Genomic DNA, 15,268 nt, shown 5'->3' on the forward strand with positions numbered 1-15,268 from the left:
ATCACTTCCAATTATTGGAGTTAAAATTGGCAAATGCCTCTTTTAGATTAGAATCGCTAGCATAAATGAACAATCCATAAGCGCCTCTTTTTAGTAGGACATTAACTGCATTCATCATAATCTGCTCTTTAATTGTTAATAATTGCTGATTGCTGTTTTCATCCGAAGACTTCTTAAAAGCTTCAAAGTCTTGATAATATTTTGGCTTGGGTATAATTTGATTGGTTTTTTTATCATAAGTTATTCCAGGTCCTATGATAACCCCTGCATAATTCAAATCAAAACCTTGTATTGTATATATTGAACCTACTTCATTGATTGTCTCAGGTCTTTGAGCCCATGGCAAATTTGGATTAATATCATGATCCCATGGCAACCTAAATCCTGGCTCTGTAATATAATACAACTTCCCATCTAGTTTATAAGGATAATCAGCTGTACTAATTAAGCGTGACAATCCATATTGACTATTTTTTTGCTTCAAATCTTGATACATGGTTGATAAGTCAGTATATAATCGAAAATCATAATTCCCGCTTTCTGGATATTTGACTAATTGGCGTTCTTTTGCAAAATTATCAATCCAGTTAAGAACTTCTGTAGGCGCTTTCAGTCTAAACTGTTCAGTTAGTTTAAACTTTTTGTGGCAATATTTTTGCAAAATAGACTGCAGTTTTTGATTAGTCCAAAAACTTTTCGTTTTCAAAAATTGATGTTCATCAAAAACGATAACAACGATTTTAGCTTGTTTAATTAATTCATCCAATTGATTGGTTTGATTAAAATTGTTATATCTATCGGGTTGAGTTAACAACAAGTGCCCCTCATCTATCAAAACGACATCTGCTTTTTTGTTTTCTTTTTGTAGGCGATTAATTAAAGTGGTTGGTTTTTGAACATCTTTTTTGTAAAGATGTGGTTCTTTCCCAGCAATTCCTTTGTAAACTTTAATTACTTCAGCGTGATTAACTGTCAGATAGTTAGAGGTTTGATAAAGACATGTGTTTTTTTGTGTACGACTCTCATATTGAATCTTTTTGAATAATTCTGTCAGTACTACGCTTTTCCCTGTCCCTGCATCCCCATCTAACCATATCACATAAGGATTATCGTCTGAAAAGTGTTTTTTAACTTGATCAAATATCTCATGAGTTACTTTTTCTTGTCCAAAGCTCAGTTGACTGACATCATTTAGCTTTTCTTCGGCATCATTTATCAAAACCCAAAACTTCTTTCTCTAATTTTGATCCATTGTTTGATTCAACAATTCATCCACAAATATGTTTCCTTGACTTACTGCATGTCCCTTAGTCCATGAAAAAATTGATTTTTCAAACTTTGGTAGTAATTCATACATCTTTTGCCATAATTCTTTATTTTTCAATTCTCCATTTTTTCGCTTGAATCCATTTTTTGCCCAGCCTTTTAACCAGCCCAGTCTGATTGCATCTAAAACATACTTTGAATCTAAAACAAATTCAACTTCATCAGGATTTAATTTTAATGATGTTATTGATGACATAGCTTTTAGTAATGCCATAATCTCCATACGATTATTTGTGGCACCTGCTTCAAATCCTGTCCCTTTATAATTTTGTTGAGGTGTTTGAATCAAAAAAGCCCATGCTGCTTTGTCCGTTTTTTTGACTTGACCGCCTTTATAATTTCCAGTGTTTCTAGAACCACCATCTGTAAACACTCTAATTGATTTCATGCTTTGTAATTCTGTTTTTGGTGGCTGTTGTTTCACCGTGATACCTGCTATAAAGTTATCAGCTTCTTGCTTAGTACTAAAACTTTTATAGACAGCACCTTTATAGCCATCGACTTGTGCTTTTGCACTATCCCAATCTTTATAGATACCAACCTGACGTCCTTTTTTAACTGCGTAGTATTTCATAAGCTTACCTCCTGTTATTTTCGTTATATTTCTCATTTTAACAAGTTTAATGTAAAATAATACTATTACATTAAACAAAGGAGGTTGATGAATGAAAAAAAAGAAAACAGATTCTTACCTCTCTATTGTAATGGGAATTTTAACTAGTTTTGGTATTCTTAAACCTTTTTTACGCCTTTTTAGCAAAAAATATCGTTATAAAAAACGAGAACCCGATATTAAACCAAGTAAACAAATTCCAACCTTTTATGTTCACGGATTTCGAGGAAATGACTCTTCCACACAGCAAATGGTCGATGCGGCAATGAGTTATAGTCAAAATAAAACTTTCTTGCGTGTTACAATCGACTTACTAGGAAATATTGACTACGATGGAGATTTAGGTGATGGGCCTCATCCTATTGTACAAGTTGTTTTCAAAGATAGATTTGTGGGTAATATTGGGATTACAAGATATTTAGATATGATTTTACCAGCTTTAGCCAATACCTATCACTTCACACAGTTCAATGCTGTAGGGCATTCACTAGGGGCTACTAGTTTAGTCCTTGAAGCAATGAAAAAACACCGTTCAAGCCATTTTCCACGATTAAACAAACTAGTGCTATTAGCCGGGCCATTTGATGGTGTTGTTTACTTAGGGGACTTCCCAAATGTCAACCAGCTCACCAAAAAAGGCAGACCGATTCTAATGAACCTGCGCTACCTGCAACTTTTATTTAAACGGCACCGTTTTCCAAAAAATGTCCGTATCTTAAATATGTACGGCAATGTTGATGACGATTCTAATACTGATAAGTATATTTCAGTCATCTCAGCTAGATCTATTAAATACATCTTGTCACCAGTCGTTAAAGAGTTCCATGAATTTGAACTTTTAGGCAAATTTGGTGAACATAGTTTAATTCATGACAATCGATATGCTATTGATGTTTTAAATCGATTTTTATATTCAAATGAAATGGAGTGATTTTTATGTTTCCTTTATTCTATGACCCTTACTTTTTCCTTATTTTAATCGGAATGGGGCTTTCGGCACTTGCTTCAATGTTTGTCCAGTCTACTTTTTCTAAATATAGCCGTGTTTTAAGTCAAAGCAATTTAACTGGTGAACAAGCTGCAAAAGCAATTTTAGCTGATCAAACTATTCAAAATGTTACTATCCATGCCATTGAGGGAAACTTAACTGATAACTATAATGGCCAAAACAAAACTTTAAACTTATCAGAAGCTACTTTTGATAATTCTTCAGTAGCTGCTGTTGGCGTTGCAGCTCATGAAGTTGGTCATGCTATTCAAGATGCATCTGATTATGCACCGATGAGATTAAGAGCACGCATTGTTCCAGTAGCTAACTTAGGTGCATCCCTTTCAATGCCTCTTATTCTTATTGGTGTTTTATTGGGTATGAATCAAACATTGATTAATATTGGTATCTTAGCATTTGCCGCTGTGTTGTTATTTCAAGTGGTCACACTTCCTGTTGAATTTGATGCCTCAAGAAGAGCTGTAGTCTCACTTAAAAACCAAAAATTACTAACTGAAACTGAACTTTCAGCTGTCAAGAAAGTTCTAACTGCTGCTGCATTTACTTACATTGCATCAGCCCTAAGTACTTTTTTGCAGCTACTTCGTCTCGTTTTACTTTTTACTAACCGAAATAACGACTAACTCATCTAGTCTATAATGGAGATTTTTTAACGTGAATTTTCTAAAACCGCTTATTTTTATACTACTTTTTTTTAATACACTTTTTTCTATTTACTTAGTCTTCAAACGCCCAAGGAGTATTGCGACGACTTGGGCTTGGTTGATTTTGTTAAATGTTTTACCAGTTTTAGGATTTTTACTTTATGCTTTTTTTGGACGCGGCTTAGCCGAAGAGAATTTAATGTCAATCAGTGCCCAAAAAGAAGTTGGGTTAGATTTTGCAAAGAAACTCGAAAAAGAAAGCCTTAATTATGATAACCCAAACGACACGACTCAAGATGCACGTTTGGTTATTGACTACTTCAACTATGATTATAAAAACCCGCTGTCAAAAAAAAATGATGTTAATTTCTTTACCGATGGCGCTTCTAAATTTAAAAAGTTATTTAAAGATATTATCAAAGCTAAATATAGTGTTCATGTCGAATACTATACGTTTTATGACGATGCAATTGGCCATGACTTTATCACGTTACTAGAAGACAAAGCACGCGAAGGGGTTGAAGTTAAGCTAATTTATGACCCTTGGGGATCTGTTGGTAACAGTAGTAGTTTTTTTGATAATCTTGAACGATTGGGTGGAATTGTCGTTCCGTTCATTACTTCACGAAATATGATTAGAAAATATCGTCTTAATTACCATCTGCATCGTAAAATTGTGGTAATTGATGGTCAAATAGGATGGACTGGTGGATTTAATGTAGGTGATCAATATTTAGGTCGCAAGAAAAAATTTGGTTACTGGCGTGACACGCATGTCAGAATCGTAGGCCCTGCTACTTTACTTCTTCAAGAAAGATTCGTTCTAGACTTTAATGCATCTGTCCAAGATAACAAAAATAAAATCGTCTTTAGACAGGATTTGTTTCCAAATCCGAGTTCAACTAGTCGTGATAATACAGCTATTCAAATTGTTTCTGACGGTCCTGAACAGGAAGAAGATTTTTTGAAAAACGGCGTTATTCGCTTAATGAATATTGCACGACATAAAATATGGATTCAAACACCCTATCTTGTACCTGATGATTCGATGATTTCAACTTTAGTTATTGCAGCAAGGTCTGGCATTGATGTCAAAATAATGATTCCATGTAAACCTGATCACCCTTTTATTTACCGTGCAACACAATATTATGCTAACTATTTAACTAAATACGGCATCGAAATTTATATCTACAATAATGGCTTTTTGCACGCCAAAACTGTTATTGTTGATGATAAATTTGCAACTGTTGGTTCCATGAATCAGGACTTTAGAAGTTATATGCTTAATTTTGAAGCTAATGCTTTCTTTTATGACAAAAAAATAAGTCGGCAGTTATCACAGCATTTTAAACATGACATGAAAGATTGCACTTTACTCACGCAAAATATGATTAATCAACAATCTCAGTCACTAAAGCTCAAACAGCAAGTATCACGCCTGTTGTCCCCTATTCTTTAAAACCTCATTTTACAAATAGGGGATTTTTAGAGATAATAAACAATAGTATTGAAGGGAGGTTATATATTGCGCCAATTTAGTCAATCAAAGAAGATCGTTCTTGCCATATTTGCCACTATAATTGTTTTAGCTGGACTGTTACTTGTGATTATTTCAAGTTTAGGCCAAAAACGAGAATTGGAAGTTGCAAACATGAGCCAAGACATTATATCCGAATCTAATTCGTCCGCAATTAATAATCCCTCATCAAATGCCTTAATCCAAATTAACCATCACGGTTTTATTGGTAATTGGTCAGGTTCTAACACGTCATTTTCGTTTAAGGACAATGGCACATATACTTATAAAAGTGAAGACTATCAGGCTTCGGGATCTTATCTAGTTGCTGGTGAGTATGAGGACATTATTTTATTAAAGTTAACCTACTTTGCACAACATTCTGGAGAAACCTACCTGTATTTTAGGTTTAACCAAGGTGATACTAAAGTTTCTGTCGATAACTTGGGAACGTTTTCAAGGTCAACCGATGTTGCGCCTGTGGCCAGTAACTTTTATATGACTAACAGCCTTAAATATGCACCTCAGTATGCCTCTGAGTCTTTAATTGGAACCTGGACTAGGATTTCTAGTGACGGTCAAACTATCGATTACATTAATTATAATCCGGATGGCAGTTTTGAAGAGTTTAACAATCAAATGGTTAAAATTAAATCTGGTAAATTTTCAGTAAATACTCAAAATAAAACGATTACAATCTTAATATCTTTTGATGATGGGTCTCCCGGTATTCAAATACCTTATTCAACTAACAGTACTTTTACAATTTTAACTAGTTTATCAACCAATCAACCCAATACGATTTCATACAAGAATAGCTTGCCTGATAAACTAAACTAAACTAAGGAGATTTTATGATGATTCCTAATTTTTCACTATATAATGATACCCAAATACCTGCATTAGGATTTGGAACTTATAAATTAACACAAGAAGACGGTATACAAAGTATCAAGTCTGCTCTAGATTGTGGTTACCGATTAATTGATACAGCATACAACTATCAAAATGAACGTGAAGTAGGTCAAGCTATCAAGCAAAGCGGTATTAATCGCCAAGAAATTCAAATTATTTCAAAATTACCCGGACGTTTTCAAAAATACGATGATGCTAAGCAAGCAATTAAAACATCTCTTGAAAATCTTGATGTTGATTATATCGACTACTACTTAATTCACTGGCCTAATCCAAAACAAGGCCTTTACGTTGAAGCCTTCAAAGCATTACTTGATGCCAAAAAAGAGGGATTGATTAAAGAAGTTGGTGTTTGCAACTTTTTACCCGAGCACTTAACTAAATTAAAAGAAGAAACAGGCGTCTTTCCAGCTATTAATCAAATCGAACTACACCCTTATTTTTCACAGCCTGAACTTCGTGAATTCCATGAAGAAAATAATATCGTAACACAGGCGTGGAGTCCGTTACATCGAGCCGCTTTAGTAAGCGATGAACCTATTTTACAAGAGCTAGCAAAAAAATATGAAAAATCTATCTATCAAGTTATATTAAGATGGATTTTTCAATTAAATGTGGTTGCTATTCCAAAATCTAGTTCAAAAAATCGACAAGAACAAAACCAAAATATTTTTGATTTCAATCTATCGCCACAAGAAGTGACACGTATTTGTGAGCTAGACAGACCGGATGGTCGTCAAAAAAACCAAAATCCTGCAGTATATGAAGAATTTTAATAACAAGGAGAAACATGTTGACTACTGATTTATATCCTAATGTCGCAGCTTTATTAACTGAAGTTGAAACATTATTAAAAGCAAAACTACTTATCAAAATCAACGATGATCATAAAGATGGCTTAGACCCAGAAGCCTCATTCACTAAACCTATAAGCGCCAATACTTATGAAATCAATGTTCCAAAAAAAGAATTCATTAATTTTTGTGTCGCACATGAGTTACTTCATCTTAAACAACACGGTCTTAATGTTGTAAGTTCTGGGTTAGCTTTTCCTTTGAATCAAGATAACTTATCTCAAGTTGTTAGTGAAGTTGGCGATTTTACAACAACCTGTGTTCTTCATCAAATCATAATACCAGATTTAAAAGATTTGGATGTCTTAACTTATGAAGTACAACAAGCTATCTTAACTCGCGTACTAGATGTTATCCCCCAAGAAAAGCCAACAGACAGTGCTTTTTTGAAATTGTCTCGCACTTTACAAATTTTGGATACTTTTATCTTTTGTGAAGGTTTCAAAACACGCAATACGACTTTACATCATACCTATCCATTAGCATTTGATGCTGCTGAAAAGCTTCTAAAAGCTATGCACAAAAACACAATTGACACCAATCGTAAGTTGCGTGGAACCATCATCAAAGGTCTCAATGCTGTGACAGAATTTTACCAAAACATGGGTATTCAACTGCCTGCCTTAAATCAAACAATGACTGTGTCACCTGTTTTATCAGAGCGACAACTCAACCACCAACATTTATCTCAACTATTTGAATTGTGGAATCCAAGTGAACTAATTAGCCAGCAAAACACCACATACTTAGTTGGTATTGATAAAACTGATCAGCAGTCATCATTTGTTATCCAAAATATCGATATGAGCCCAGAAAATATGAAAGTGCTTTATCAGTTATCACCAAAAGACTTCTTTACAAAGTTCAATATAAACTATTGTCTGCGCGACAATAGTACCTTATAAAAAAATCTTAGCTAAATTAGCTAAGATTTTTTTATTTTGGATTTAACTTCTTCTTCCGTCGGAATTGAATCAACTGCGCCCAATTTTTGAACAGCTAATGATGACGCAAAGTTTGCATATGAAATAGCCGATTCCAAATTAGAAAAACTAAAATCTAATTGTGATAGTAAAGCTCCAATAAAAGTGTCGCCAGCTGCTGTGGTATCAATTGCTTTAACCACATGTGCTTCAACATTACCTGTTTGATTATTTTCACTGTTTGAGTAATATACTCCCAATTCGCCGAGTGTAATAATGACAACTTTGACTCCTTTTTGGTGAAAAAATTCTGCAGAATCTCTTAGGGTTTGGTCATCTATAATTTTAATTCCTGTTAATTTTTCACTTTCAGTTTCGTTTGGAATAATAATATCAGTTAGTGAATATAAATGCTCAAAGTCTCCTTCAATAACAGGACCTGGGTTCAAAACTGTTTTAGATTGATTAGCTCTAGCCAAAACAAAGCTTTCTTCAATAGCAGCTAGTGGGACTTCAAATTGAGCTAAAACAAAATCTGAATCCCGAATAACAGGCAAGCTGTCTTGTATCATTTCAGTGGTTAATAAACGATTAGCTTCACCAGATACCACAATAGAATTTTGACCTGAACTTTGCAACAAAATATAAGCTTGTCCTGTATTTTCATTAGCCAGTTGCTTCACAAATCGTGTGTCTACGTTATTTTTTTGAAGCATTTTTTCAAACTGTTCGCCATATCTATCTTGCCCTAGACAGCCAATCATGGAAACTTGAGTACCATTTCTTGCACAAGAAACAGCCTGGTTAGAACCCTTACCTCCAAAGGCATATGAAATAGATTTTTGGGTTTGGATCGTTTCACCGGCCTCCGGTAATTCCATGATTTGAAGTATCACATCCATATTTAAACTACCTACCACAGCAATTGATTTTTTAGTCATCATTTTATTCCTCTTTCGATATTAAACTGTTTTAAAATCTTGAAATGGAAAAATCACGAATTTAACAACACTTTCCAAATTATCTGGAGTTATATAACCAAAAGAACGACTATCCAATGAATTACTACGGTTATCTCCCATCACAAAGTAGCACCCATATGGAACGTGTGCTCTACCTGTGAAATCACCTAAAATAAAATCTTCTGTTTTAGCATCAGGAGTTAAGTATGGCTCTTTTGTTAACTGTCCATTGATATATAATTGATTATTTTTAACCTGGATTGTGTCGCCACCAATACCGACAACCCTCTTGATATAGCGTAGTTGTGGATTATCTGGTGCTTTAATAACAACAATATCGCCACGATTTGGCTTAATCATCTTTAAAGAGATAGTATATTGTCCGTCATACAATGTTTTTTCCATTGATTGCCCTTTTATAATACCGATATTGATGACTTGGGTAAACAAAAACCAGCAAAATATACCTAAAATCATAATTTCAAATCCCAATTTGAGCAAAAATTTCAAAAAAGAATACACAACTTTTCACCTACTTTATCAAGTTTATCCTATCAACTTAATATGAAGTTTCCGTGATAAATAATTAAAATTTCTATAAATGCTTATCAATTCATAATTTTCATTTGAAATTATTTACCTAAAATGTTTTTATAGAATTGAAAATATAAAGGAGGATTTTATTTATGAGTTTCGATTTATCTACACGTATCACTTTAAATAATGGTACAAGTATTCCTCAAATGGGACTTGGTGTTTGGAAATCTAACAACACTCAAGCAAAAGAAGCAGTTATGCTAGGTTTAAAACATGGTTATGAAATGTTTGATACTGCTAAACAATATGGAAATGAACGCGGTGTTGGTGAAGGTCTTGTTGAAGGACTTAAAGCTGTTGGTAAAACCCGCGAAGACATCTTTTTAACAACTAAAATTTTCGGTGGTGACCAAGGTTACCAAGAAACACTTGACGCAATCGATGGTCAATTAGAACGTCTACAAACTGACTACGTTGATTTACTACTTGTTCACTGGCCTGTAACCGGTAAATACGTGGATACATGGCGTGCAGTTGAAGAAATCTACAAAGCTGGTAAAGCTCGTGCAATTGGTGTATCAAACTTTGATAACGAACGTATGCAAAACTTACTTGATCACGCAACAATTATTCCAGCTGTTAACCAAATGGAATACAATCCACTAATTCAAGAACGTGACATTTTAGCATTCAACCAACAACATGGTATTCATTTACAAGCTTGGTCACCTCTTGGCGGTGGCGCTGTTTTAAATGACCCAGAACTAAAACAAATTGCTGATAAATACAACAAAACAGTTGCTCAAATTGTTTTACGTTGGAACTTCCAAAGCGGTATTATCACAATTCCTAAATCTGTTCATGAAGAACGTATCCAACAAAATGCTGACATCTTTGACTTTGAATTATCTGCTCAAGATATGCAAAAATTATACAGCATGAACCAAGAAAAACGTTCACTTTGGTACAATGACTTTTCATGGGAAGGCGGCTCAATCAACGAAGCTGTTGAAGAATGGGGCGACTAAATAATTTATATTCAAAAAGAACATATCCGTTTTACGGATATGTTCTTTTTTCGCTGCTAAATATATTTTTATATATATAAATATAAAAAAGCTGATATTACAACTTTTTTAATTCTTGACATTTTTAGCAGCTAAGGTTAAAGTTGTTTTATAAATACAAAGGAGAAAATTCAAATGATATCAAACAAGCTAGAGCAAGGCTGCTCTTTTGATCCAACAAAACAAAGTCAAAGTAGTAATATATCCACTTTGAATCAACAAATAGATGACCTCACAATTGTCCTTCCCATCTACCAAAGAAATCTAAGCTGGCCAGAATCAAAAATGGTAAGTCTTTTCAATTATCAGTTATTTGGTAAGGCACCAGTTGCCCCTATATCTTTCAACAAACTGTCGTATGATAACAAAGTAAACCAAGTCGATCTTATTAACAGAGAAATTATTGATAGTAATAAACTCTCAAATGAAACTCTTTCCATAATTGATGGTCAACAACGTCTGGCTACAAACTATAAGGCCTATATAAATCACGAATCTGTTCAAAATATTGTACTCGATGCAAACCAAGGAAGGTTTAAATTAGTTAAAGATAACTCAAAATATGATTATCAAATTCCTGTTGGTATCTTACTAAACAAAAATGAAGAGGAATTAACAAATTATTTAGACAATTCGGGATTTAAGTCATTTAAAGATATAAGTACTATAGCTAAAGTAAGAACAAAATTAACACAGTACAGTTATACTATACATATTGCTAATCGTATGATTGAAAAAGAACAAATCGAATGGTTCGAGGTTCTAAATAATGCTGGTAGTAAGGTAACTGCATTGCAGATGGCTTTTGCCAAACTCGGATCTAATGATTTCGATATATATCGTGAATATGCTGAACCTTTTAGTAAAAAAATTGCGGAAATAGATATGGATAACTTATTTAAACCTTACACTACCAACGTTTCTTATCCTGTTGCCCTTTTAACACCAGAACTAGAAGTTCATCTTAAAACTCCTCATTCTAATAACTTTTGTCCGATACCGTCTGATACAAAAGAAAAAAAACTAGCTCGATTAGATTCAAACACATTAAAAATGATTATAAATGAAACATTAAATGATTTAGACAAAGCCTTAGCTCTATTGAAAACAAAAAAGTTATACTCTAAAATTGATAGAATGGACTATATCCTTTATCTAGCGGGGTACTATGCTCATAATAAGTCAAAAAATGTAAATGAAGATTTGTTAGTAAATTGGGTTCTGACAACTAATTTTATTAATAAGACAAATACCGATAGACGAAATATTTTTTCCAATCTATTAAAATTATAACCATATATAAAAATTACGAAATCTAGTGCCTGTTAACAAATTTATAGGAGTTACCATTGTTCATGATTCCAGAGTCGACCATCTAATTCGCCTTCTGCTAAATCGTGACGCACTTCTAGTTGATGCTGAAATTGATTGAGATAACTCAATAATGCTCTTTTTTCGTAGTTGTTTTCGTTTTTTGTTGCTTCTTCAATAATGGCTTTCATCCAGTCATTCTTCATTATCTTTCACCTCATCTAATGCTTCACGTAAGTCTTTATAATCGGTTAGCTGTTCTTCTAAGGTATCGACAACTGCCTGCAGTTGGATTTTTGCATCTAATTCAATCGTTTGCTTGACTTTATTTAATAAATACTGACCTTTATCAACAAAACTTGGATTAATTAATTCTACGTGAATCAAATAATCAACCAACAAATGGTATTGTTCTTGCTCATTTAAATAAGCAAATTGATACACAATAAACGGTGTTAAGTAATCAAATCCTAATTCATTTGCGAAAACCTGATAAGGTCTTAAAATTTCATTTAAACTAAATTGTGATTTTTTGCCGGGTTGAAAATCCTTTTGAGGTTGTCCTGTATTAATCACTAGAGATAAGCTTTTTGATTTCAATTGATTGACTTTTTTCAGCTCATTGATAAATCGATTAGTGAAAACATCGTCTTGCCATTTTTTAAGTGAGTAAGGTGCCAAATACCAATATAATGGAAATTGCAAAATGACATGATCAGCAGCTAAAATTTTTTCTTGATGGTCAGCAACATTAAATTGCTGACTTGAATGAAGTTCTTCATCGAGAACCGTTATCTCAACATCTGCCTCTGCCAAAGCGAGTGTTGATTTGAAAAACTGTTGTGTCACAGAATTATTAACATCGGGGTGCGAAACAAAAATTTGGACTTTCATGGTGTTCCTCCTGGTTTTCGTTGACAATAATCTATTCTAAGGGTATCATATGTAAGTAAATTTAATAAGAAATGCAATAGAGGTTGCGGTAATCACTAAATAATTGCGAGTGGGTAGCTCACATTGACCAATTGTAGCAGGATTTTCGCCGAAGAACATTAGCAGACTACACTGCTAGTCTTCTGGGCCTAGTCGACAGACGGCTAGGACTGTCTCAGTTTATCTGAGGAGTGCTATTATGTTATTTAATCACCAATAATTTATTTCATAATGCCTCAAAACCTTTATTATTTAAAGGTTTTTTTTATTGTGTAAATTTAAAAAATGAAGGAGTAATTTTATGAAAAATCTGAAAGCTAACCCGCTGTTAACTTTCTTTTCCGCTATTATCATGCTTCTTGGATTAGCCGGTTTTTCCAGCAACCAAGTGCACGCTGAAGAAAGTGATACCTTACGTGTCGGAATGGAGGCTAACTACCCACCCTACAACTGGACACAACAAGATGATTCTAATGGGGCTGTCAAAATTGACGGAGAATCACTTTATGCCAATGGATATGACGTTCAAATGGCTAAAAAAATTGCCGCTGGACTTGGTAAAAAAAATGTTGTGGTTGCTAAAACCCAATGGGATGGATTACTTCCTTCTCTAACTTCTGGCAAAATCGATATGATTATCGCGGGTATGTCACCAACACCTGAACGTCGCCAAGCTATTGACTTTACAAACGCTTACTACACCTCAAATATTGTAATGGTTGTGAATAGTACTGGCAAATACGCTAACGCAACTAACTTAGCTGACTTTAATGGTGCTAAGATCACAGGACAACTGGGAACTTTCCATTATGATGCTATCGAACAAATTCAAGGTGCCATCAAAGAACCTGCTATGAAAGACTTTTCAGCAATGCGTGTGTCTCTTGAATCAAAAACTATCGATGGTTACGTTTCTGAAAAGCCGGAAGGCATTAGCGTTTCAAGTGCTAATCCAAATCTTAAAATGATTGAATTCAAAAGAGGACAAGGTTTCCATTTAGATCCTTCAGAAACACAAAGTGCAATTGGATTACGTAAAGGTGATTCAAATCTTGAAAAAGTTAACGAAATTCTAGCAACTATTCCCGAAGATGAACGTGATAAAATGATGACAACAGCCGTTCACAGTCAGCCAAAACCTGCGACTGAAGGTAATTGGTTCATCAATATTTGGCAACAATATGGTGCTATGTTACTTCGTGGTACTGCTATGACAGTTTTCATTTCATTAATCGGAACTATCGTCGGTTTCTTCATTGGTTTGTTAGTTGGAATTATCAGAACGATTCCACTTGCTAAATCGCGTGGTAAACGTTGGACGACTAGAGTTGCTAGTTTCCTGGCTTCTGTTTATATCGAACTGTTCCGTGGAACACCGATGATTGTGCAAGCTGCTGTATTCTACTACGGTGCTGCTCAAATGTTTGGGCTTAACTTAGACCGTACTTTAGCTGCTTTAATTGTTGTTTCAATTAACACAGGGGCTTACCTTTCTGAAATCATCCGTAGTGGGATTATTTCAACTGACGAAGGACAATTTGAAGCTGCAAGTGCTTTAGGAATGAATCACTTCCAACGAATGAGAAAAATCATTCTCCCTCAAGCTGTTCGTAACAGTTTACCTTCTGTTGCTAACGAATTCATCGTTAACATCAAAGATACTTCCGTCTTGAGCATCATCTCAGTTTCTGAACTATTCTTCACAGGTTCAACAATTGCTGGACAAAACTTCCAGTTCTTCCACACTTACCTAACAATTACATTTATTTACTTAGTTCTAACCTTTACAATTACACGTATCTTCAGACTTATCGAAAAGAAATTAAATGGTCCTAAAGATTACAATTTAATGGCTAATCAAGAACAAGTGACTTCTAATTCAAGAGAGGTGAAAAACTAATGGCTAACCAAGACTCAATTATTAGTGTTCGTAACTTAGAGAAAAAATTTGGAAATCATCTTGTTTTAAAAGATATTTCACTAGATGTTACACCGGGTGAAGTTGTAACCATTATTGGTTCTTCCGGTTCTGGTAAATCAACTTTACTAAGATGTTTAAACTTGCTTGAAGATCCAACTAATGGCGAAATTAACTTCAAAGGTGAAAACATTTTAGGTAACGGTTTTGAAATTACCAAGTACCGCTCCAAAGTCGGCATGGTTTTTCAATCCTTTAACTTATTCAACAACTTAGACGTTCTTGAAAACTGTATTGTAGGCCAAACGACTGTTCTTGGCCGTTCACGACAAGAAGCTGAAGAAATGGCTATGGAACAACTTAAAAAAGTTGGTATGGATCCTTACATCAAGGCAAAACCTGCTCAACTTTCAGGTGGACAAAAACAACGTGTTGCGATTGCTCGTGCCGTTTCAATGTCACCAGATGTCCTATTGTTCGATGAACCTACCAGTGCGCTTGACCCTGAAATGGTTGAAGACGTGCTTGCTTCTATGAAAGCATTAGCACATACTGGTTTGACTATGATTCTGGTAACTCACGAAATGGCTTTTGCACGTGATGTTTCAGATCATGTTGTCTTTATGGACAAAGGTGTGGTGGCTGAAGAAGGCACACCAGAAAAAATCTTTAACAATCCAAAAGAAGCTCGTACAAAAGAGTTCTTAAAACGTTATTTGAACCAATAAAAAAACACC

General features: G+C 34.3%; 16 protein-coding genes and 1 riboswitch. Of the genes, 10 read left to right on the forward strand and 6 right to left on the reverse strand.

The window, feature by feature from the left end:
- Position 1: 1 nt before the first annotated feature.
- Both FC86_RS00610 and FC86_RS00615 read right to left on the reverse strand, forming a co-directional pair.
- The gene (locus FC86_RS00610; RefSeq protein WP_056974092.1) at positions 2-1,219 is read right to left on the reverse strand and encodes a DUF2075 domain-containing protein; all 1,218 of its coding nucleotides are present in this window, start codon (positions 1,217-1,219) and stop codon (positions 2-4) included.
- An 18-nt stretch (positions 1,220-1,237) separates the two neighbouring features.
- Positions 1,238-1,900 (reverse strand): ribonuclease H family protein, encoded by a 663-nt coding sequence (locus FC86_RS00615; RefSeq protein WP_236692266.1) that lies wholly within the window; start codon positions 1,898-1,900, stop codon positions 1,238-1,240.
- A 91-nt stretch (positions 1,901-1,991) separates the two neighbouring features.
- On the opposite strand from FC86_RS00615, the gene FC86_RS00620 reads away from it, so the two are divergent.
- The 6 genes from FC86_RS00620 (at position 1,992) to FC86_RS00645 (ending at position 7,785) form a co-directional block, all read left to right on the forward strand.
- Positions 1,992-2,870 (forward strand): alpha/beta hydrolase, encoded by an 879-nt coding sequence (locus tag FC86_RS00620; protein WP_056974093.1) that lies wholly within the window; start codon positions 1,992-1,994, stop codon positions 2,868-2,870.
- Between the two features lie 5 nt (positions 2,871-2,875).
- Positions 2,876-3,571: a zinc metallopeptidase gene (locus FC86_RS00625; RefSeq protein WP_056974094.1), complete on the forward strand. Its 696-nt coding sequence runs from the start codon at positions 2,876-2,878 to the stop codon at positions 3,569-3,571.
- A 31-nt stretch (positions 3,572-3,602) separates the two neighbouring features.
- On the forward strand, positions 3,603-5,054 hold the full coding sequence (cls, locus tag FC86_RS00630; protein WP_056974095.1) for a cardiolipin synthase: 1,452 nt from the start codon (positions 3,603-3,605) through the stop codon (positions 5,052-5,054).
- A 66-nt stretch (positions 5,055-5,120) separates the two neighbouring features.
- Positions 5,121-5,951 (forward strand): hypothetical protein, encoded by an 831-nt coding sequence (locus FC86_RS00635; RefSeq protein ID WP_056974096.1) that lies wholly within the window; start codon positions 5,121-5,123, stop codon positions 5,949-5,951.
- Positions 5,952-5,965: 14 nt separating this feature from the next.
- Positions 5,966-6,802 (forward strand): aldo/keto reductase, encoded by an 837-nt coding sequence (locus FC86_RS00640; RefSeq protein WP_056974097.1) that lies wholly within the window; start codon positions 5,966-5,968, stop codon positions 6,800-6,802.
- 17 nt (positions 6,803-6,819) lie between these two features.
- Positions 6,820-7,785: a hypothetical protein gene (locus FC86_RS00645; protein ID WP_156403307.1), complete on the forward strand. Its 966-nt coding sequence runs from the start codon at positions 6,820-6,822 to the stop codon at positions 7,783-7,785.
- 20 nt (positions 7,786-7,805) lie between these two features.
- Here FC86_RS00645 and rbsK read toward each other — a convergent pair whose 3' ends face one another.
- Positions 7,806-8,747, reverse strand: coding sequence for a ribokinase (rbsK, locus tag FC86_RS00650; protein ID WP_236692267.1), 942 nt, complete (start codon positions 8,745-8,747; stop codon positions 7,806-7,808).
- Positions 8,748-8,765: 18 nt separating this feature from the next.
- Positions 8,766-9,242, reverse strand: coding sequence for a signal peptidase I (gene lepB / locus FC86_RS00655; RefSeq protein WP_162257562.1), 477 nt, complete (start codon positions 9,240-9,242; stop codon positions 8,766-8,768).
- Between the two features lie 209 nt (positions 9,243-9,451).
- Between lepB and FC86_RS00660 the strand changes: the two genes are divergently transcribed.
- Together FC86_RS00660 and FC86_RS00665 are read left to right on the forward strand one after the other, a co-directional pair.
- Entirely contained in the window at positions 9,452-10,330 is an 879-nt protein-coding gene (locus tag FC86_RS00660; RefSeq protein ID WP_056974100.1) for an aldo/keto reductase, read from the forward strand.
- A gap of 174 nt (positions 10,331-10,504) precedes the next feature.
- Positions 10,505-11,662, forward strand: a complete 1,158-nt coding sequence (locus tag FC86_RS00665) for a GmrSD restriction endonuclease domain-containing protein (RefSeq protein ID WP_082618804.1) — start codon at positions 10,505-10,507, stop codon at positions 11,660-11,662.
- 50 nt (positions 11,663-11,712) lie between these two features.
- Here the strand turns inward: FC86_RS00665 and FC86_RS06510 are convergent, their stop codons facing one another.
- Positions 11,713-11,886 carry a hypothetical protein gene (locus tag FC86_RS06510; RefSeq protein ID WP_156403309.1) on the reverse strand — a complete coding sequence of 58 codons (174 nt, stop codon included), beginning with the start codon at positions 11,884-11,886 and terminating at the stop codon, positions 11,713-11,715.
- Positions 11,876-12,574, reverse strand: a complete 699-nt coding sequence (locus FC86_RS00670; protein WP_056974101.1) for an NAD(P)H-dependent oxidoreductase — start codon at positions 12,572-12,574, stop codon at positions 11,876-11,878. Before FC86_RS00670 ends, FC86_RS06510 begins: the two co-directional genes overlap by 11 nt.
- 69 nt (positions 12,575-12,643) lie before the next feature.
- Positions 12,644-12,818, forward strand: a riboswitch (Lysine riboswitch).
- Between the two features lie 96 nt (positions 12,819-12,914).
- On the opposite strand from FC86_RS00670, the gene FC86_RS00675 reads away from it, so the two are divergent.
- Both FC86_RS00675 and FC86_RS00680 read left to right on the forward strand, forming a co-directional pair.
- Positions 12,915-14,513: an ABC transporter permease subunit gene (locus FC86_RS00675; RefSeq protein WP_056974102.1), complete on the forward strand. Its 1,599-nt coding sequence runs from the start codon at positions 12,915-12,917 to the stop codon at positions 14,511-14,513.
- Positions 14,513-15,259: an amino acid ABC transporter ATP-binding protein gene (locus tag FC86_RS00680; RefSeq protein WP_056974103.1), complete on the forward strand. Its 747-nt coding sequence runs from the start codon at positions 14,513-14,515 to the stop codon at positions 15,257-15,259. Before FC86_RS00675 ends, FC86_RS00680 begins: the two co-directional genes overlap by 1 nt.
- Positions 15,260-15,268 lie beyond the last annotated feature (9 nt).

The organism is Holzapfeliella floricola DSM 23037 = JCM 16512 (genome assembly GCF_001436605.1).
Lineage (GTDB): Bacteria > Bacillota > Bacilli > Lactobacillales > Lactobacillaceae > Holzapfeliella > Holzapfeliella floricola.